General features: G+C 68.7%; 19 protein-coding genes. 6 read left to right on the top strand and 13 right to left on the bottom strand.

Features of this window, described 5'->3' with window-relative positions:
* Positions 1-55: 55 nt before the first annotated feature.
* The 6 genes from A8G15_RS03745 to A8G15_RS03720 all read right to left on the bottom strand — a co-directional run bounded on the left by A8G15_RS03745 (position 56) and on the right by A8G15_RS03720 (position 6,280).
* Positions 56-613: a P-loop NTPase family protein gene (locus tag A8G15_RS03745; RefSeq protein ID WP_068155448.1), complete on the bottom strand. Its 558-nt coding sequence runs from the start codon at positions 611-613 to the stop codon at positions 56-58.
* Between the two features lie 85 nt (positions 614-698).
* Entirely contained in the window at positions 699-1,748 is a 1,050-nt protein-coding gene (locus A8G15_RS03740; RefSeq protein WP_068155446.1) for an acyl-CoA dehydrogenase family protein, read from the bottom strand.
* Positions 1,745-2,710 carry an acyl-CoA dehydrogenase family protein gene (locus A8G15_RS03735; RefSeq protein ID WP_068155444.1) on the bottom strand — a complete coding sequence of 322 codons (966 nt, stop codon included), beginning with the start codon at positions 2,708-2,710 and terminating at the stop codon, positions 1,745-1,747. The genes A8G15_RS03740 and A8G15_RS03735 overlap by 4 nt, the downstream gene beginning before the upstream one ends.
* Complete coding sequence (locus tag A8G15_RS03730; RefSeq protein WP_068155678.1) at positions 2,707-3,867, bottom strand: acyl-CoA dehydrogenase family protein; 1,161 nt, start codon at positions 3,865-3,867, stop codon at positions 2,707-2,709. Before A8G15_RS03730 ends, A8G15_RS03735 begins: the two co-directional genes overlap by 4 nt.
* Positions 3,867-4,736 carry an enoyl-CoA hydratase gene (locus tag A8G15_RS03725; protein WP_068155441.1) on the bottom strand — a complete coding sequence of 290 codons (870 nt, stop codon included), beginning with the start codon at positions 4,734-4,736 and terminating at the stop codon, positions 3,867-3,869. The genes A8G15_RS03730 and A8G15_RS03725 overlap by 1 nt, the downstream gene beginning before the upstream one ends.
* Positions 4,733-6,280, bottom strand: a complete 1,548-nt coding sequence (locus A8G15_RS03720) for a FadD3 family acyl-CoA ligase (RefSeq protein WP_068155440.1) — start codon at positions 6,278-6,280, stop codon at positions 4,733-4,735. The genes A8G15_RS03725 and A8G15_RS03720 overlap by 4 nt, the downstream gene beginning before the upstream one ends.
* 44 nt (positions 6,281-6,324) lie before the next feature.
* On the opposite strand from A8G15_RS03720, the gene A8G15_RS03715 reads away from it, so the two are divergent.
* The 4 genes from A8G15_RS03715 to A8G15_RS03700 all read left to right on the top strand — a co-directional run bounded on the left by A8G15_RS03715 (position 6,325) and on the right by A8G15_RS03700 (position 10,180).
* On the top strand, positions 6,325-7,533 hold the full coding sequence (locus A8G15_RS03715; RefSeq protein ID WP_068155438.1) for an acyl-CoA dehydrogenase family protein: 1,209 nt from the start codon (positions 6,325-6,327) through the stop codon (positions 7,531-7,533).
* Complete coding sequence (locus tag A8G15_RS03710) at positions 7,530-8,330, top strand: SDR family oxidoreductase (protein WP_068155436.1); 801 nt, start codon at positions 7,530-7,532, stop codon at positions 8,328-8,330. Before A8G15_RS03715 ends, A8G15_RS03710 begins: the two co-directional genes overlap by 4 nt.
* Positions 8,331-8,402: 72 nt before the next feature.
* Positions 8,403-9,017 carry a TetR/AcrR family transcriptional regulator gene (locus A8G15_RS03705; RefSeq protein ID WP_068155434.1) on the top strand — a complete coding sequence of 205 codons (615 nt, stop codon included), beginning with the start codon at positions 8,403-8,405 and terminating at the stop codon, positions 9,015-9,017.
* 8 nt (positions 9,018-9,025) lie between these two features.
* A complete protein-coding gene (locus A8G15_RS03700; RefSeq protein WP_068155432.1) occupies positions 9,026-10,180 on the top strand; it encodes an acetyl-CoA C-acetyltransferase in 1,155 nt (384 codons plus the stop codon).
* A gap of 84 nt (positions 10,181-10,264) precedes the next feature.
* On the opposite strand, the gene A8G15_RS03695 is transcribed toward A8G15_RS03700, so the two are convergent.
* Entirely contained in the window at positions 10,265-10,669 is a 405-nt protein-coding gene (locus tag A8G15_RS03695) for a hypothetical protein (RefSeq protein WP_068155430.1), read from the bottom strand.
* A gap of 106 nt (positions 10,670-10,775) precedes the next feature.
* Here A8G15_RS03695 and A8G15_RS03690 point away from each other — a divergent pair, with 106 nt between their 5' ends.
* The gene (locus A8G15_RS03690) at positions 10,776-11,045 is read left to right on the top strand and encodes a DUF2277 domain-containing protein (RefSeq protein WP_068155428.1); all 270 of its coding nucleotides are present in this window, start codon (positions 10,776-10,778) and stop codon (positions 11,043-11,045) included.
* Positions 11,046-11,066: 21 nt separating this feature from the next.
* Here A8G15_RS03690 and A8G15_RS03685 read toward each other — a convergent pair whose 3' ends face one another.
* A complete protein-coding gene (locus A8G15_RS03685; protein WP_068155426.1) occupies positions 11,067-12,473 on the bottom strand; it encodes a cytochrome P450 in 1,407 nt (468 codons plus the stop codon).
* Between the two features lie 95 nt (positions 12,474-12,568).
* Between A8G15_RS03685 and A8G15_RS03680 the strand changes: the two genes are divergently transcribed.
* Entirely contained in the window at positions 12,569-13,153 is a 585-nt protein-coding gene (locus A8G15_RS03680; RefSeq protein ID WP_068155425.1) for a TetR/AcrR family transcriptional regulator, read from the top strand.
* Here A8G15_RS03680 and A8G15_RS03675 read toward each other — a convergent pair.
* The 5 genes from A8G15_RS03675 to A8G15_RS03655 form a co-directional block, all read right to left on the bottom strand.
* Entirely contained in the window at positions 13,097-13,885 is a 789-nt protein-coding gene (locus A8G15_RS03675) for a maleate cis-trans isomerase family protein (RefSeq protein ID WP_068155423.1), read from the bottom strand. The genes A8G15_RS03680 and A8G15_RS03675 overlap by 57 nt on opposite strands.
* On the bottom strand, positions 13,882-14,730 hold the full coding sequence (locus tag A8G15_RS03670) for an alpha/beta fold hydrolase (RefSeq protein WP_068155421.1): 849 nt from the start codon (positions 14,728-14,730) through the stop codon (positions 13,882-13,884). Before A8G15_RS03670 ends, A8G15_RS03675 begins: the two co-directional genes overlap by 4 nt.
* A 1-nt stretch (position 14,731) precedes the next feature.
* Positions 14,732-15,574 (bottom strand): alpha/beta fold hydrolase, encoded by an 843-nt coding sequence (locus A8G15_RS03665; RefSeq protein ID WP_068155419.1) that lies wholly within the window; start codon positions 15,572-15,574, stop codon positions 14,732-14,734.
* Entirely contained in the window at positions 15,571-16,896 is a 1,326-nt protein-coding gene (locus tag A8G15_RS03660; protein ID WP_068155417.1) for an MFS transporter, read from the bottom strand. The genes A8G15_RS03665 and A8G15_RS03660 overlap by 4 nt, the downstream gene beginning before the upstream one ends.
* Before the next feature lie 398 nt (positions 16,897-17,294).
* The gene (locus A8G15_RS03655; RefSeq protein ID WP_068155415.1) at positions 17,295-17,987 is read right to left on the bottom strand and encodes a TetR/AcrR family transcriptional regulator; all 693 of its coding nucleotides are present in this window, start codon (positions 17,985-17,987) and stop codon (positions 17,295-17,297) included.
* Between the last annotated feature and the right edge of the window lie 6 nt (positions 17,988-17,993).

Genomic DNA, 17,993 nt, shown 5'->3' with positions numbered 1-17,993 from the left:
GACGTCGGTACATGCCCGAACCATACATACCGGACCCCGTGGTCGGACTAAGAGGTCAGTGTTGCGCTCGCCGCATCCACCCGTCGACCTCGCGCCGATCGGTCAACCGGATCACCGGCAGGTCGGGTCGTCGCGCGAGCACCTCGGCGATCCGGGTCGCGACGAGCGGATAGGTCGACCACGACCACCGCACGACGTGGGTGGGATCGGTGAAGATCGTGCGCAGCGGCGGTTCGACGTTGCCGTTCCACAGCACTTCGCGATGCACCCGGCGCCGCAGCGTGCGGGCGAGGAGCTGCCGCATCACCGTCGACCGCGGCAGATCCAGCCACACCATCAGATCGGCGCGCTCGGCCAGCAGCTCCCGCACCGCCGTGTACTGCCATTCGGTGACCCATTCGGGTGCGGCACTGAACCGCTCCACGTCGTCGGCGAACGACGGACGCGGTGTCCAGTTCGGCCCGTGGTGCAATGCGTCGAGCTCGACGTGCTCGGTCCCCAGCACCGCTGCGATCCGCCCGGCCAGCGTGGTCTTCCCCGAGCCGGAACCACCGGCGACGAGAATCCTGCAGGGACGGGTGGGCGGCGGAGTGGTCACGTCGAGCAACGGCATCCGGGAAGGATATCGGGACCGGAGCCCCGCACGACGACGGCCGCGCAGGCGATGACACCTGCGCGGCCGTCCGTGGACGTCCTCGCTACGACGCGATCGCGGCCAGGAAGTCGCGCGGCTGCCCGAACAGCTGCGCGGTGCCGTGGGCACGCTTGAAGTAGAGCTGCGCGTCGTGCTCCCACGTGATGGCGATGCCGCCGTGAAGCTGGATCGCTTCGGCTGCGACCTGCTCGAATGCTTCCGAGCAGTAGATCTTCGCCGCGTAGGCATCCTGCGGATCCTGCGACAGTGCCGCCGCGTACGACATGGACCGGGCGGTCTCGACGAGCGCGTACATGTCGGCCATGCGGTGCTTGAGCGCCTGGAACGAGCCGATCACACGACCGAACTGCTTGCGGTTCTTCGCGTATTCGACGGTCAGGTCCAGCGCGGCCTGTGCCGCCCCGACCTGCTCGGCGGACAGGGCGACGAGCGCGGCCGTCTTCAGCCGCTCGGCCAGATCGGCCGGCGACGACAGGAGTCGTCCGGTCGCACCGGTGAACGACACCTGTGACAGCGACCGCGTCGGATCCATCGTCGGCACCCGGCGACGGTCGACACCGTCGGCCGCCGGATCCACCTCGAACAGCGATACACCGGAGCCGTCGGCGGCGAGCACGAGCAGCGTCGTCGCGACGTCGCCGCCCAGCACGTAATGAGCGGTCCCGGTGAGCGAGTCGCCGGACGCGGACACACCCGTTGCATCCCAGCCGGATTCGGACGCCCAGCACACCGCGGCAACCTCGCCGGCCGCGATGCCCGGCAGCAAGCGGCTGCACGCGTCGGCGTCGCCGGAGATCAGCAGCGCCTGCGCGGCGAGCACGGCGGAACCGAGCAGAGGCGACGGTGTGAGGGTCCGGCCGAGTTCCTCGAGCACCACGTGGGTTTCGGCGAGTGACGCGCCGACCCCGTCGAACTCCTCCGGAATCGCCAGTGCCGCAACACCGATCTGCTCGACGAGCCGGCCCCACAGGGCTGCGTCGAATCCGTCCGGTGACGCGATGGCCTTACGCACGGCCGCGGAATCGGAATGCTTGGCGAGCAGGTCGCGCACCGACTGTCGCAGTGCCGCGCGATCCTCGGTTTCGAACGTCACGACGCCTCCAATGCGGCGACGACCCGCGCCCGGTGCACATCCGGGGTGCCCCACGCGGTGACGAGTGCACGGGCCTTCGTCAGCCACAGCGAGAGGTCGTGTTCCTGCGTGTATCCGATCGCGCCGTGCACCTGCAGTGCCGTGCGTGCGGCCAGGTACGCGGCATCGCCACACGCGACCTTCGCGGCCGAGACGTCGCGCGAGGCGGTCGGCAGACCGTCCCGCACCGCGAGCGCCGCTCCGAGGAGCAGCGGACGCGCCATCTCCAGGGCGACGGCGACCTCGGCGAGGTGATGCTTGATCGCCTGGAACGAGCCGATGACGCGGCCGAACTGCTTGCGCTGCTGCGCGTATTCGGTGCTGATGTCGAGCAGGGTCCGGCCGAGGCCGAGCAGCTGCGCTGCGGTCGCGAGGGCACCCAGGTCGAATGCCTCGGTGAAATCGGTGGTGCCGAGTTCGCCGGCCGCGGTGACCGGGAACAGGCGGCGCGCGGGGTCGATCGAGCCGTGCACGGTGCCGGCGGTACCCGTGGACACCGTCGAATCCTCCACGAGCAGGATCAGATCGGCGGTGTCCGCGTCGACCGCGTACGGCACGTGCGGTGCCGCAGCGACCGTGGCGAGGGAACCGGACGCCAGCGCGCCCAGCCGGTCGGGCGCGACCGCGGCGAGCAGAGCCGGTGCGACGGCGACGGTTTCGACGACGGGACCGGGCACCGCGTGGCGGCCGAGCTGCTCGACGGCGACGATCAGATCGATCGCGTCGGCGCCGAGACCGTCGTGCTCCTCGGCGACCAGCAGGCCGTTGACGCCGGTCTCGGCGAGGCGCTGCCACACCTTCAGGCCGGGTTCGGTGTCCCCGGTGTTCCAGGCGCGGATCACCGCCGGCATGTCCGACTTGGTGAGCAGCGCGTCGATGCTCGCCGCGAAGTCCTCGTGGGACTCGTCGAGTGCGAATCTCATCGGTCGCCCTTCGGTAGGCCGAGCAGTCGCTCGGCGATGACGTTCTTCTGGATCTCGTTGGTGCCCGCGTAGATCGGGCCGGACAGCGAGAAGAGGTAGCCGTCGGTCCAGGAGTCCACCAGCTCGGCCTCCGGGCCCTGCAGGGCGAGAGCGGTCTCGTGGGTGGCGATGTCCCATTCGGACCAGAACACCTTGTTGATCGACGATTCGGCGCCGAGCTCGCCGCCGGCCTCGAGCCGGGTGACGGTGCCCCACGTGGACAGCTCGTACGCCCGCGCACCGATCCACGCGTCCGCCACCCGGTTCCGCAGCGCGGCGTCGCCGTGCAGAGGGGAGGTACGGTACAGGTCCAGCAGCCGGTCCGTTGCCGCGAGGAAGCGGCCCGGGGCGCGCAACGACAGGCCACGCTCGTTCGAGGCGGTGCTCATCGCGACGCGCCAGCCCTCGTTGACACCGCCGATGACACCGGAGTCACCGGGGTTCGCCGGGTCGTCCGGCACGAACACGTTCTCGAGGAAGATCTCCGCGAAGCCGGGTTCGCCGTCGAGCTGGTCGATCGGGCGGACGGTGACACCGGGGGAGCGCAGGTCGAACATGAAGTACGTGATGCCCTTGTGGCGCTGGGCATCCGGGTCGGAGCGGAACAGGCCGAAGCCCCAGTCGGCGTAGCTCGCGCGGGAGCTCCACGTCTTCTGGCCGTTGAGCAGCCATCCGCCGTCGGTGCGGGTCGCCGTCGAGCGCAGTGACGCCAGGTCGCTCCCGGATTCGGGTTCGGACCAGGCCTGGGCCCAGATGTCGTCGGCGCGGGCCATGCGCGGCATGATGCGCGCGAGCTGTTCCGGGGTGGCGTGCTCGAACAGGGTGGGGGCGAGCAGGAAGATGCCGTTCTGGCTGACCCGGCCGGGCGCGCCGGCGCGGTAGTACTCCTCCTCGAAGATCACCCACTGCTGCAGGGTCGCGTCACGGCCGCCGAGTTCGGCGGGCCAGGACACGACGGACAGGCGGGCGTCGGCGAGGGTGCGTTCCCACTGCCGGTGCTCCTCGAAACCGTCCTTCGTGTCCATCGACCTCAGTGGGGTGGACGGCACGTTCTCGGCGAGGAACGCCCGTACCTCGTCGCGGAATGCGACGGTGGCGTCGTCGAACTCGAGGTCCATCACTTGCCTTCCTGGACGGGACGGGCGCTGGCCGCCATCGACTTGGCGTTCATGCCGCCGAGCGAATCGGTGCCGACCTCGGCGTTGTAGGAGTGCGCGAAGTGGTGCAGGCCGAACACCGAGTCCATGCCGTTGCGCATGCCCATCTGGTCCTCGCACTGGTTCACGGCACGCTTGGTCAGGGCCAGGCCGAAGCGTGGCATCTCGGCGATGCGTCCTGCCAATGCCAGGGTTTCGCTCTCGAGTTCCTCACGCGGCACGACCCGGCTGACCATGCCGACCTCGTACGCGCGCTGCGCGGTGAAGCGGTCACCGGTGTAGAGGATCTCCTTCGCGAAGCGGGTACCGAGCACCCACGGGTGTGCGAAGTACTCGACACCCGGAATGCCCATGCGCACCACGGGATCGGAGAAGAACGCGTCCTCGGACGCGACGATCAGGTCGCACACCCATGCGAGCATGAGGCCGCCGGCGATGCAGGCGCCCTGCACCGACGCGATGACGGGCTTGGGGATCTCCCGCCAGCGGCGGCACATCCCGAGGTAGACCTCCATCTCGCGGGCGTAGCGCTGGTCGCCGCCCGGCTTGTCGACGTGGTCCCACCACATCACGGCCTTGTTGTCGTAGTGCACGTGGTGGTCGCGGCCGGGGGTGCCCAGGTCGTGGCCCGCCGAGAAGTGCTTGCCGTTGCCGGCCAGGACGATCACCTTGACCTCGTCGTCCTCGACCGCGCGCTCGAAGGCCGCGTCGAGTGCGTAGGTCATCACCGAGTTCTGCGCGTTGCGGTAGTCCGGGCGGTTCAGGGTGACGATCGCGACCCCGTCACGCACCTCGTACGTGACGACATCGGGCTCGAACGGGACGGTCATGATTTCTCCTCACGCAGAACGTTTTTCAGAACCTTGCCGGATGGGTTCCGGGGCAGGTGGTCGACGAATCGCACCGAACGGGGGACCTTGAAGCCCGCGAGTCGTTCCTTGCAGAACGCGATCACCGTGTCTTCGGTGAGTTCGGCTCCGGGCAGGGTCGCGACGAAGGCGCGCCCGACTTCGCCGGCGCGCTCGTCGGGGACGCCGATCACGGCGACCTCGTGCACGCCGGGCAGACGCAGCAACGCCGCCTCGATCTCGGCCGGGTACACGTTGAAGCCGTTGCTGATGTACATGTCCTTGAGACGGTCGGTGATGTCGAGATAGCCGCGCTCGTCGAGAGTTCCGACGTCACCGGTGTGGAGCCAGCCGTCGGCGTCGATGGTCTTGGCGGTCGCTTCCGGATCGTCCAGGTAGCCGAGCATCACATTGGGTCCGCGCAGCAGGATCTCGCCCTTGTCGCCGATGCGGACCTCGAACTCGGCGGTGGCGCGGCCGGAGGAGGTGGACACGGTGACCGGGTCGTCGTCGGTGCGGCACATGGTCGCGACGACCGCTTCGGTCTGGCCGTAGGCGGTGATCACCGCGTCGAAGGCCAGTTCGGTCTGCATGCGTTCGACGAGTGCGACGGGCACCGGTGCGGCCCCGGTGACGGCGACGCGCAGGTTCGACAGGTCGAATTCGTCGCGGCGCGGGTGATCGAGGATGCTCTGGTAGATCGTCGGCGCTCCCGGGAGCACGCTGATCTGCTCCGCGGACACCATCGCCATGACCCTCTCCACGTCGAACACCGCCATCGGCACCACGGTGGTGCCGGAGAGCAGGGCGGCGAGGATGCCGGCCTTGTATCCGAAGGTGTGGAAGAACGGGTTGATGATGAGGTAGTTGTCCTCGACCGTCAGTTCGGCGCAGTCGGCCCACGCCCGGGCGACGCCGACGGCCTGACGGTGTGCGCTGAGCACGCCCTTGCTGCGGCCGGTGGTGCCGGACGTGAACAGGATGTCGGAGACGTCGTCGGCACCGACCGCGGCGGCGCGTGCGTCGGCCTCGGTGCGGGCGTCCTCGGTTGCCTGTGCCAGGAAGGTGTCCCAGTCCGTGACGTTCTCGGTGGGAGTGTCGTCGCCGCCGACCGGGACGCGGACGACGGTGGGCACGTGCAGTTCGGGTGCGGCCTCGCGCAGCTGGCGGTAGCGGTCGGTTCCGAGGAACTCGCCGACGACGACGAGCGCCGCGGCGTGCACGCGCTCGACGATGTCGGCGGCCTCGGCTCCGGTGTATCGCGTGTTGATGGGTACGAGCACGCCCCCGGCCCAGTGTGTGCCGAGTGCGGCGATCACCCAGTGGTACGTGTTGGGCGACCACAGCGCGACGCGGCCTCCCGGTTCGAGTCCGCTCGCGACGAGCGCGGCGGCGAAGTCCCGGACCTGGTCGCGAAGCTGTGCGAAGGTCAGACGAATATCGCCGTCGGCGATGGCGAGCCGGTCGGCGTGGTCGCCGGCGGCGCGGTCCAGGGCGGCCGGCGTGGTTCTCGGATGTGCAGTCACTGAGCTCCCTACCTAGCAATTGCTTGGTAGGTTATCGTACAGACGTGGATCAGAGCGAGAGTCTCGAGAACGCAGAGTTTGCGGCCACCGTCCGCCAGTGGCTCGAAGAAAACCTGACCGGCGAATTCGCCGAGCTCAGAGGTAAGGGCGGCCCCGGAAGTGAGCACGAGTTCTTCGAACAACGGCTCGCCTGGGATCGACATCTGGCTGCCGCCGGATGGACCTGCATCGGATGGCCGACCGAGTACGGCGGCCGCGGTGCGACCCTCGAACAGCAGGTGATCTTCCACCAGGAGTACGCCAAGGCGAACGCGCCCGCGCGGGTCAACCACCTCGGTGAGGAACTGCTCGGCCCGACCCTCGTCGCGTTCGGAACCGACGAGCAGAAGAAGCGGTTCCTGCCCGGCATCCGCAACGTCACCGAGCTGTGGGCCCAGGGCTACTCCGAGCCCGGCGCCGGGTCCGACCTCGCCAACGTCTCGACCACCGCGCGACTCGACGGCGACAAGTGGGTGATCAACGGACAGAAGGTGTGGACGTCCCTCGCGCACGTCGCCCAGTGGGCGTTCGTCGTGTGCCGCACAGAACCCGGCTCGAGCCGGCACCAGGGCCTGAGCTTCCTGCTCGTGCCGCTCGACCAGCCCGGCATCACCGTCCGGCCCATCCAGCAGCTCACCGGCACCTCCGAGTTCAACGAGGTGTTCTTCGACGACGCCGTCACCGACGCCGAACTCGTCGTCGGCGCGCCCGGAGACGGCTGGAAGGTCGCGATGGCGCTGCTCACCTTCGAACGCGGCGTCTCCACCCTCGGCCAGCAGATCGGGTTCGCCCGCGAACTCGACGCGATCGTCGCGCTCGCCGAAGCATCCGGTGCGACGAACGACCCGCACATCCGCGAACGCATCGCCCGCGCACGCATCGGCCTGCGCGTCATGCGCGCCCACGCGGTGCGCACCCTCGACGGCGCCGACCCCGGTCAGGCATCCGTGCAGAAACTGTTGTGGGCCAACTGGCATCGCGACCTCGGCAAGCTCGCCATGGACGTGCAGGGAGCGGCTTCCCTCGTCGGCCCGGACCAGGACCACGCCGGCACCCCGTCCGTGATCACCGACCCCGAACACCTCGAACTCGCCGAATGGCAGCGGTTGTTCCTGTTCACCCGCGCCGACACCATCTACGGCGGTTCCAACGAAATTCAGCGCAACATCATCGCCGAGCGGGTGCTCGGCCTTCCCCGAGAGGCACGCGCGTGACCACTTCACCCCTGGCGGAAGTTCCCGTCGAAACCCCCGGCCACGGACTGCTCGCCGGCAAGAAGGTCGTCGTGACCGCCGCCGCCGGCACCGGCATCGGCTTCGCGACCGCGCGGCGCGCGCTGCTCGAAGGCGGCGACGTGCTCGTCTCCGACTTCCACGAACGCCGCCTCGCCGAGACCGTCGAGAAGCTCGCCGCCGAGTTCCCGGACCAGCAGGTCACCTCGATCGTGTGTGACGTCTCGTCCACCGAGCAGGTCGACGCGCTGATCACCGGTGCCGCGGAACAGCTCGGCCGCATCGACGTCCTGGTCAACAACGCCGGCCTCGGCGGTGAGACGCCCGTCGTCGACATGACCGACGACCAGTGGGACCGCGTCCTCGACATCACCCTCACCAGCACGTTCCGCGCCACCCGCGCTGCGCTGCGTTACTTCCGCAGCGTCGACCACGGCGGTGTGCTCGTCAACAACGCATCGGTCCTCGGCTGGCGGGCCCAGCACTCGCAGGCGCACTATGCGGCCGCCAAGGCCGGTGTCATGGCACTGACCCGCTGCTCGGCGATCGAAGCCGCCGAATACGGAGTGCGGATCAACGCGGTCGCGCCGTCCATCGCGCGGCACGCGTTCCTCGCGAAGGTCACCAGCGAGGAGCTGCTCGACCGCCTCGCCGCCGGCGAAGCCTTCGGGCGGGCCGCGGACGTGTGGGAGATCGCCGCGACCATCGCGATGCTCGCCAGCGACTACACCACCTACCTCACCGGCGAGGTCGTCTCGATCTCCTCGCAGCGGGCGTGACCACCCCGGTGTGTCTTTGTGGCCACCCCGGTGGCACAAAAGACACACGGGGCCGCTTGAAAGGATGCACCCATGACTCCACCTCGTGACGACGCCGCCGGAAAGTCCGGACGCCGCGGCGAACTGCTCGACATCGCCGCCGACCTGTTCGCCTCGCGTGGCGTGCGCGCGACCACCGTCCGCGACATCGCCGACGCGGCGGGGATCCTCTCGGGCAGCCTCTATCACCACTTCGATTCGAAGGAGTCGATGGTCGACGAGATCCTCCGCGGCTTCCTCGACGACCTGTTCGGCCGTTACCGCAAGATCGTCGCCGCCGGCCTCGACTCCCGCGCGACCCTCGAGGCGCTCATCACCGCGTCGTACGAGTCGATCGACAAGTCGCACGCGGCGGTCGCGATCTACCAGGACGAGGCCAAGCACCTCGTCGGCAACGAGCGGTTCGCGTACATCGCCGAACTCAACACCGAATTCCGCGACCTGTGGGTCGGCGTCATCGAACGGGGCGTCGAGGACGGCAGCTTCCGTCCCGACGTCGACGTCGAACTGGTCTTCCGGTTCCTGCGCGACACCGTGTGGGTCGCGGTGCGCTGGTACCGGCCCGGCGGTGCTCTCACCGCCGACCGCGTGGCACAGCAGTACCTCAGCATCGTCCTCGACGGCCTGTCGGGACCCGAATCCTCCTAGGAGCAACCATGACCGAGGCATACATCGTCGACGCGGTGCGTACCCCGATCGGCAAGAAGAACGGCGGCCTGGCAGGTGTCCACCCGATCGACCTGGGTGCGCACATCATCGCGGCGCTCGTCGAGCGCACGGGCATCGACCCGTCGGACGTCGACGACGTCGTGTTCGGTTGCGTCGACGCCGTCGGAGGGCAGGCCGGCAACATCGCCCGCATGGCGTGGCTCGCCGCGGGACTCCCGCAGCACGTGCCGGGCGTGACCGTGGATCGTCAGTGCGGTTCGAGCCAGCAGGCCATCCAGTTCGGCGCGCAGGCCATCCTCGCCGGCACCGCCGACCTGATCGTCGCCGGCGGCGTGCAGAACATGAGCCAGATCCCGATCTCGTCGGCGATGGTGGTCGGCGAGCAGTTCGGCTTCACCACCCCCACGGCCGAGTCGAAGGGGTGGACCGAGCGTTACGGCAACCAGGAGGTGTCCCAGTTCAAGGGTGCCGAGATGATCGCCGACAAGTGGGACATCAGCCGCGAGGACCTCGAGAAGTGGGCGCTGCAGAGCCACGAACGCGCCAAGGCGGCGATCGCCGCGGGCCGCTTCGACAACGAGATCGTTCCGCTCGGTGACGCGACCGTCGACGAGGGCCCCCGCGACACCAGCCTGGAGAAGATGGCCGGTCTGAACGTGCTCGTCGAGGGTGGCAAGATGACCGCCGCCGTCGCCAGCCAGATCTCCGACGGCGCCAGCGCACTGCTGCTCGCGTCCGACGAAGCGGTGAAGAAGCACGGACTCAAGCCCCGCGCCCGCATCCACCATGTGAGCGCCCGCGGCGACGACCCGATCTTCATGCTGTCGGCGCCGATCCCGGCCACGCAGTACGCCCTCGAGAAGACCGGCCTGACGATCGACGACATCGACCTCATCGAGATCAACGAGGCGTTCGCACCCGTCGTGCTCGCGTGGATCAAGGAGATCGGCGCCGACCCGGCCAAGGTCAACGTCAACGGCGGCGCCATCGCCCTCGGCCACCCGCTCGGCGCGACCGGCACCAAGCTCATGGCGACCCTGCTCAACGAGCTCGAGCGCATCGGTGGCCGCTACGGTCTGCTCACCATCTGCGAGGGCGGCGGTACCGCCAACGTCACCATCATCGAGCGCATCGAATCCTGACAGCGGAACCCGCGGTGTCCGTCCTGCCCGGCAGGGTGGGGCGGGACGGACACCGCGGCTCGCTTCGGGATCCGATATTCGGTGCTAGCGGAGCGTCGGGTCGGTGACGCGGTCGCTGCTGCCCGCCGTGCGGAACACCGTGTCGACCACGTCGGCGACCGGATCGGCCGGCAGGACGTGGACGACGTTCTGGTAGATGACGCCGCCGTCGGGGCACCACACCACCACCCGCCGCGGGCCGGGGGCGACGTTGTGCGCGACCATCGTTCCCGACGGTTCCAGCGGCAGGCTCTGGGTGTCCCCGTCGGCATCGGGATCGACGCGACAGCTTTCCGGATGCACGGGCACACCGTGCACGGTCACCTTCACCCGGGCCCGTCCCGGGACGACATCCGCGGTGGCCGCCGCACCGGCGACACCGGGAGTGGTCAGGACGATTGCTGCGGTGGACAACACGGCCGCGGCGGCGCTCACGTATCGGATTCTCATTCGGCTCCTTCCGTAGGGTTCGATCGACGATACGACGGAATTGGGCCATACGTCTGTATTTTCCGGTCCGGTGTCAACTCGGCCGACCGGGACTACCCTCGGACCCATGTGCCGGAACATCACCGAACTGCGCGGACTCGAACCTGCTGCCACGGCGGAGGAGATCGAAGCTGCCGCGCGGCAATACGTCCGTAAGGTCAGCGGTATCCAGAAGCTGTCCGATGCCACCCGCGAACCGTTCGAGCAGGCGGTCGCGGAGGTCACCGCGACCACCGCACGGCTGCTCGCCGCCCTGCCGGAGCGCCGGCAGCCCCCGGCGACGGTCCCGCCGTTGCGTCGTCCCGAGGTGCAGGCGCGCATCGCGGCGCGCGGCTGACCGACGGCGTGCCCGCAAGCGTCAGCGGGTGCGCCGCGACACCGTGGGGCGCAGGTTCTGCGGCATCAGGGTCAGGCGCTCGGCGATCCGCAGCCGGTAAGCCGGATCGAGATCGAAATCGAAGCGGCGCAACAGACTTCCCAGAACCAGCGTGGCTTCGTGCAGGGCGAACTGGCGTCCGATGCAGGCGCGTTCGCCTGTTCCGAACGGTTTGTACACGTGCCCCGCCCGCGCCCGGACCCGTTCGGGCAGAAAGCGATCCGGATCGAACACCTCGGCGTCGGGACCCCACACCTCGGGGTCGCGGTGCACCGACGGGAGCAGAACCAGCACCCAGTCGCCCTTCCTCAGCCGGTACCGTCCGCCGAGCATCGTGTCCTCCCGCGCCTCGCGGGCGTAGGCGGGCGCGGTCGGCCACAGTCGCAGAGCTTCGTCGAGCACCCGGCGTACGTACCGCAGTTTCGCGACCTGTTCGAACGCGGGGACGTCGTCGCCCCACACCGCGTCGACCTCGGCCCGTGCGCGGGCGAACACCTCCGGGTTGCGCATCAGATAGTAGAGCGCGAACGACAGTGCACCCGAAGTGGTTTCATGGCCGGCGACGAGGAAGGTGAGCACCTGGTTGCGGATGTTCTCGTCGTCGATCCGGTTCGGGTCGTTCTCCCGGGCCGCCCGCAGCATCAGCTCGAGCAGATCGTCGTGCCCGGTGTCGCCCGCGGCCTGCCGGCTGCGGACGACCTCGTCCACGACCCGGTGCAGATACGCGCGATCCAGGTCGTACTGTCGTTTCGCCTTGGGGAACAGGTACCGTCCGACGACGGGCAGTCGCCGCAGTGCGCTGCGCTGGGAGAACGCCAGCCCGCCGACCATCGCCTCGACGAACGGGTGCGCACGTTCGCGCTCGAACGGGGAGAACGAGTAGCTGAATCCGGTGCGGCCGATCGTCTCGAGGGTCAGCTTCGTCATGTCGGCCGCCACGTCCACGCGACCGTTCGCGGCGGCCCGGCGGTCCCAGTGGTCGAGCAGATCGGCGGTCACGTCCAACATCGTCGTGTGGTACGAGCGCATCGCGGACTGGGTGAACGCGGGAGCGAGCAGTTCGTGCGCGTGCCGCCAGTTCGGCTCGTCGTTGAACGCGGTGAACAGGCCGTCCCCGGCGAGGCTGCGCAGGGCCTCGACCCCGGGCGCGAGGTGTTTGGCGAAGCGGTGGTCGTCGGACAGTTCGGCGGTGAGTTCGCCGGAGCACACGAACACGAAGCGCAGCCCGAACGGGCGTCGTTCGAAGACGGGGCCGAGCCGGCGGTGCATGTCCATCGAGTTCTGGACCGGCGTGCTCAGCGACATGCCCAGCGCATCGCCGAGCAGGGGCAGGCGCCACGGCGGATGCGGGATCTCGGTGTCGAACACGTGCGATGTTGCCACGGCCATGGTGCGTCCCCCGGACAGTCGAACCCTTATTGAACCGACGTACAGTAGCCACGCTACGCCCGGACGCCGCCCTGTCAAGAAGTAGATTTGGCGATGTGGCATCCCCGCGGCGACGACTGAGCCCCGACCAGCGGCGCACCGAACTGCTCGACATCGGTGCCCGGCTGTTCTCGCAGCACGCCTACGAGGACGTGCGCATCGAGGAAGTCGCGGAGCTCGCCGGGGTCTCGCGGGGCCTGATGTACCACTACTTTCCGACGAAGCGCGACTTCCTGGCGGCAGTGGTGCAACGCGAGTCCGACCGGTTGCTCGCCGTCACCGAACCGGATCCGGCACTGTCGGTGCACGACCGGATCGCGGCGGGCCTGGACGCCTACCTGGACTACATCGAGTCCCATGCGCAGGGTGTGCTGGCAGTCAACCGGGGTGCCGGTTCCGCCGACGCGAGCATCCGCGGCATCGTCGATGCGGAACTGGACGTGCAGCAGCAGCGGATCGTCGACGCGCTGGGGCCCGATGCGACCGATCTTGATTTCGTCGCGCTCGCGGTGCGTGGCTGGATCTCGTTCGTGCGCAGCGTGTGTATCGAGTGGCTGGAGGATCCCAGGATCACCGCCGCCCAGCTACGACGGCTGTGCCTGGACGCGCTGACCGGGATGCTCGCCGCCCGGCTGCGCTGACTTCGCGACCTCGCGATCCGGGAACCGCCCGGTGAGCAGTGAGCCGAACCGGTCCGGCAGCGGGGCAACATCGAGCGTCCGCAGAATGTGCCACAGCAGGGCTTGATTGCTGGTGATCACGGGCAGGCCGGTCCGTCGCTCGATCACATCGATCTCCCCGGATATTCGAATACCCGCACAGCTGAGCAGAATTGCGTCTGCGTTGTCGCGCTCGACGGACTCGGCGAGGCGCCGCCAGCGAGCAGGGTCGATCATCGACTGCTCGACCGGTGTCGCACAGGGTATTCCGATATCGGCCGTCACCTCGATTCCGTGCGCACGCAGATATTCGATCTCGGCGGCGGCGACGTCTTCCGGATAGGGGGTCACGAGTGCGACCCGCCGGACGGCTGTCTCGGCGAGGGCGGCCAGCACCGCCTCGATCGTGGTCACGGACTCGATCCCCGTCGCGTCGGTGATCCGCCGATTCAGCCGCTCGGGTCCGGCGAGCAGCGTGGCCGCGGTGCAGTTGAGTGCGATGATGTCGACCTGCGCGTCGGCCAGCATCCGGGCGTGTGACTCCAGGTCCTCGACGAGACGCAGGTCGTCCTCGATCCCGGTCGCCGGAAACGGCAGGCGGGTGGTGACGAGCTGGATTCCCTCGGGTGCCATGAGCTGAATTTCGTAGTCGCACAATCCACCCGAGGGGTAGAGGTGGCCGATCCGGCCGCGGTGCCCGAATCCAAGACTCATCGGGTGCCGGCTGCTGCGGTTCGGGTTGCGGCGGCGTCGATGTCGGCGCCGACGTGCTCCGCGACCAGTCGTGCGAAGTCGGCGGGATGGTCGACCATGGGCGAATGCCCGGCGCCTTCCATCTCGATCGAGCGCGCGACGGGGATCCCGGCCGCCAGGACGGCGGCATGCTCGGCGGTCCGCGCACAGTCCTCGGTCCCACGGACGATCAGTGTCGGTGCGGTGATGCCGGGCAGCCGGGGCACGAGGTCGAGAGCGCGCGCCGCGGTGAGAACCGAACCCATGTAGGCGGCGTCGGCGCCGGCCACGGCCGCGATGTAGGTCTCCCACACGTCGGATCGTGGTCTACCGGTGAACAGCATTCCGACGGTGTCCTCGATCGCTGTGCGCGACGGGCCTTCACCGGCGCGGGTCGCCGCAGTCCACCGGTCGACCGTTTCCGCGAATGCGGGGAGGGCACCGACGGTGTTCGCTCCGGTGCCGACCAGGACGAGGCGCCGTACCCGCTGCGGCACGGACGAGGCGATGATCTGGGCGACGATGCCGCCGACGGAATTGCCCACCACATCGACCCGGTCGAGTTGTTCCGCGTCGAGCATGCGCAGCACGGCGTCCGCGAGATCGGTCGGCCCGGCCGAGGGCCGGCCGCCTTCGCCCGCCAGGGAATAGAAGTCGACTGCGAAGCACGGCCGGTCCGACAGCGCGTCCATCGTCGAGGCCCAGAACTGCCAGCAGCCGAACCACGGATGCAGCAGGATCGTCGGGGTTCCCGGCGCGTCGGGCCGCGACACGTGATAGGTCAGTTGCGCGCCGTCCAGGGGGATCGTTCGGGTGTGCGTTTCCATGTCAGGCTCCTTCGGGGTCGCGGGCGCGGACCCTCGGGTCGATCGATTCGGTGAGGAAGTCGCGGACCACGGCCGCGAACCGGTCCGGCCGATGGTCGACGGCGGGAACACCGGTGTCGGGGAGGACCGTTGCCCGCGCGCCGGGGATCGCGCCGACGATTCGCGGTTGATCCGGTAGCGAGAACTCGTCGTGTTCCCCGCACACGGCCAGCGTGGGTGCGGTGATCGCGCCGATCCGGTCCTCCATCCGATAGCGGTTCACGGCGACGTGCCCGTGTTCGACCTCGTCGAGAACGCCGGTGGCATCGTGCACCAGCCGGTCGAGCAGGTCCGGGCGGTCCGATGGGTAGTACGGGGCCCGGTTGTTCCACAGCTGCAGCAGGTGGGAGCCGTCGGGCTGTGGGACGACGTGGTCGATGGGCGGCCGTTGCTCGACGGCGCGCCGTCGGGGAGCATCGACGAACGGCATGCCCGACAGGACGAGTGCCTCGATGCGGTCGGGCCGGGTTGCGGCGACCTCGACCGCGACGACGGCCCCGGTGTGGTGGCCGACCAGTGCGAACGAACCCAGTCCGAGTTCGTCGCACAGGTCGAGCACGCCCTCGGCGAACGTTTCGACGGTCCACGGTGTCGGCGGGCGAGTCGACGACCCGAAACCCAATGTGTCCATGGCGATCACGTGGAAGTCCCGGGCGAGGATCGGGATGACGTCGCGGTACTCGTCCCAACTGCGAGGTGTTTGGTGGAGCAGGAGCACCGGTAGGCCGTGTCCCTGCCGGACATAGTGCACCTGTCCGTGCCGGGTGTCGGCGAAACCGTGCCGGAGCAGAGCCGGTGATGTCATGAGCGGTTCGCCTCCGCCGAGACCGCCACCGACGACGCGTCGCGCACGGTTCCGGTACCGGGAAGCCGCAGGAACAGTCCGGCGACGAGCGAGACCGCCGCGGTGATCGCCATGTAGAGCGCGATCCCGAGCCAGCCACCGGTGGCGTCCCACAGGAGCGAGGACACCGAGGGGGCGATGGCGTTGCCGCCGATGAGTCCGATCGTGAGTCCGATCGACATTCCGGTGAACCGCACGGACGCGGGGAAGACCTGGGAGAAGTAGGCGGGCACCACCGCGTAGTTGGCGGAATATCCGACGAACAGCAGGGCGAAGCCGAGGAGCATCATTCCGTACTGGCGGGTCTCCATGAGCGCGAACCAGCAGAACGGCAGGACCACCAGGGACGCAGCGCCGCCGAGGAATACCTTCCGGACACCGATGCGGTCCGCGAGGGCTCCGAACAGGGGCAGGCCGATCAGGATGGTGACGGTGGCCGGCAGGAGCACCGCGAGCATGGTACCGCTGCTCAGCCCCAGAACGGTGGTGCCGTAGCTCAGGGAGTACACGGTGGTCATGGTGAAGGCGGTCCCGGCGGCCACGATCCCGAGAGCGAGCAACAGCACGGTCGAGGTGTGGTTCGTCAGCACGTCGACGAGCGGACGCTGCTGAATGGCACTGTGCTGCTTGGCCTTCTCGAAATCCGGGGTCTCTTCCAACGTGACCCGGGCGACGAGGCCGATCACCACCAGGATGCCGCTCAGCAGGAAGGGAACCCTCCAGCCCCACGACATCAGGTGGTCTTCGGGAAGCTGGAACACCGCCAGGAATACGACATTCGCGAGAATCAGCCCCGCGGTGGCGCCGGTGTTCACCAGCGACCCGAGGAAGCCCTTGCGTTCACCGGAATGCTCGACGGTCATCAGGACCGCGCCACCGTATTCGCCGCCCACGGAGAACCCCTGGAGCAGCCGCGCCACGACGAGCAGTACCGGAGCGATCAGGCCGATCTGCGCGTAGGTCGGCAGCAGACCGATCGCGAAGGTCGATGCGCCCATCAGGACGAGGGTGAACACGAGCGCCTTCTTGCGTCCGATCCGGTCACCGTAGTGACCGAACACGGCGGCGCCCACTGGTCTCGCGATGTAACCGACCGCGAATGTCGACAGGGAGAGCAGGGTGGCGACGGCCGGATTCGTCGACGGGAAGAACAGGGTGGGAAAGATCAGGGACGCCGCCAGACCGTAGCCGGAGAAGTCGTAGTACTCGATCGTCGTGCCGATCCAGCTGGCGAATACGGCTCGTCTGCGTCGTTCGGTGGTGGGGCTGGTCGAGAGGGACATGATCGTCCTCCGGGGGCGGGCCGTGGAACTCGGCCGAGCGAACAGGGGGAGTCGAGGAGACGGGGCCGATCGAAGTCTCCTGCGGCGGAGTGAGATCCGCTGTGTATGAACCGGTTACGTCGCTGTGTGTGGCGAGGTCGCGCATACATTCTCCTTGGGGGATGTATGCCGTGAACGACCCCGGCACCCGGTCGTACATTGATTGGTACTCTGTACGGACTTGGAGCGGGTGTCAAGGGTGGGCGCCGAATCGGGAGCTTTGTTTTCCTGAGTTGACGAGATGTTTACGTCGACGTGCCCGCAGTCCCGCCGGAGCGGGTTCGGCCACAGGCACATCACGGAGGAAGCCGGTTGCCCCGCGTGCAGACGCGGGGCAACCGGCCCTGTGGCGGAGAGGTTCAGGCCCGGTCGGGGAGGGCGCGCACCGTTGCCTCGATGTAGGCGCTGAGACCGGCCTCGAACTGCGAATCGGACGCCAGTTCGGCGACTTCCTCGGCATTGCCCACGACCTGCGGGAATTCGTCGATCGGCAGGGCCGCGTAGAAATGGCTGCGCTGGCGCCGCGCCTCGGCGTCGTCCTGCCCGTCGAGTCTGCCCCAGGGGCGAGGGGCCTGGTAGCTGGCGAAACCGATCGCGTAGGTGATCAGAAACCCGTAGCAGCGGACGGCCGTGGGCCCCGGGATGCCGGCGTCCACCAGGCGCTGCAGGACCGCCTCCATGGCGCCGCGCAGCGCGGCGCGGCTGTCGGTGACGCGGCTTGCGAACAGCCGGACGACGCTCGGATGCTCACGCATCATCGTGAGGAAGGCACGGCCGACGGTGCGAAGCGCTTCGGCCGGGTCGGCATCGGGCTTGTCGGGCAGCGTCATCCGGCCGAGCACGTGGTCGGCCATGCCGTCGAGGATCTCTTCCTTGCTGCGGAAATAGCTGTAGAGCGTCATCGCACCCACACCCAGGTCGGAGGCGAGGCGTCGCACGGTCAGGCGGTCGAGATCCGCCTCCGAATCGGACAGGCGCAGGGCAGCTTCGATGATCAGCTCGGGCGTGAGCGGCGTGTCGCGGCGCTGCGAGCGGTTCTGTGGCCGTGGCATGGGACT

It is taken from the genome of Rhodococcus phenolicus (assembly GCF_001646785.1).
In the GTDB taxonomy this organism is placed as follows: domain Bacteria; phylum Actinomycetota; class Actinomycetes; order Mycobacteriales; family Mycobacteriaceae; genus Rhodococcus; species Rhodococcus phenolicus.
Note: the sequence above shows the minus strand (reverse complement) of the source record. Positions and strands in the feature narration are given on the sequence as shown.

Bases quoted from the DNA above. Each gene is read 5' to 3' on its own strand.
- A8G15_RS03745 (WP_068155448.1), bottom strand. From the start codon at position 613: ATGCCGTTGCTCGACGTGACCACTCCGCCGCCCACCCGTCCCTGCAGG.
- A8G15_RS03735 (WP_068155444.1), bottom strand. From the start codon at position 2,710: ATGAGATTCGCACTCGACGAGTCCCACGAGGACTTCGCGGCGAGCATC.
- A8G15_RS03730 (WP_068155678.1), bottom strand. From the start codon at position 3,867: ATGGACCTCGAGTTCGACGACGCCACCGTCGCATTCCGCGACGAGGTA.
- A8G15_RS03725 (WP_068155441.1), bottom strand. From the start codon at position 4,736: ATGACCGTCCCGTTCGAGCCCGATGTCGTCACGTACGAGGTGCGTGAC.
- A8G15_RS03705 (WP_068155434.1), top strand. From the start codon at position 8,403: ATGACTCCACCTCGTGACGACGCCGCCGGAAAGTCCGGACGCCGCGGC.
- A8G15_RS03700 (WP_068155432.1), top strand. From the start codon at position 9,026: ATGACCGAGGCATACATCGTCGACGCGGTGCGTACCCCGATCGGCAAG.
- A8G15_RS03695 (WP_068155430.1), bottom strand. From the start codon at position 10,669: ATGAGAATCCGATACGTGAGCGCCGCCGCGGCCGTGTTGTCCACCGCA.
- A8G15_RS03690 (WP_068155428.1), top strand. From the start codon at position 10,776: ATGTGCCGGAACATCACCGAACTGCGCGGACTCGAACCTGCTGCCACG.
- A8G15_RS03685 (WP_068155426.1), bottom strand. From the start codon at position 12,473: ATGGCCGTGGCAACATCGCACGTGTTCGACACCGAGATCCCGCATCCG.
- A8G15_RS03675 (WP_068155423.1), bottom strand. From the start codon at position 13,885: ATGAGTCTTGGATTCGGGCACCGCGGCCGGATCGGCCACCTCTACCCC.
- A8G15_RS03670 (WP_068155421.1), bottom strand. From the start codon at position 14,730: ATGGAAACGCACACCCGAACGATCCCCCTGGACGGCGCGCAACTGACC.
- A8G15_RS03665 (WP_068155419.1), bottom strand. From the start codon at position 15,574: ATGACATCACCGGCTCTGCTCCGGCACGGTTTCGCCGACACCCGGCAC.
- A8G15_RS03660 (WP_068155417.1), bottom strand. From the start codon at position 16,896: ATGTCCCTCTCGACCAGCCCCACCACCGAACGACGCAGACGAGCCGTA.
- A8G15_RS03655 (WP_068155415.1), bottom strand. From the start codon at position 17,987: ATGCCACGGCCACAGAACCGCTCGCAGCGCCGCGACACGCCGCTCACG.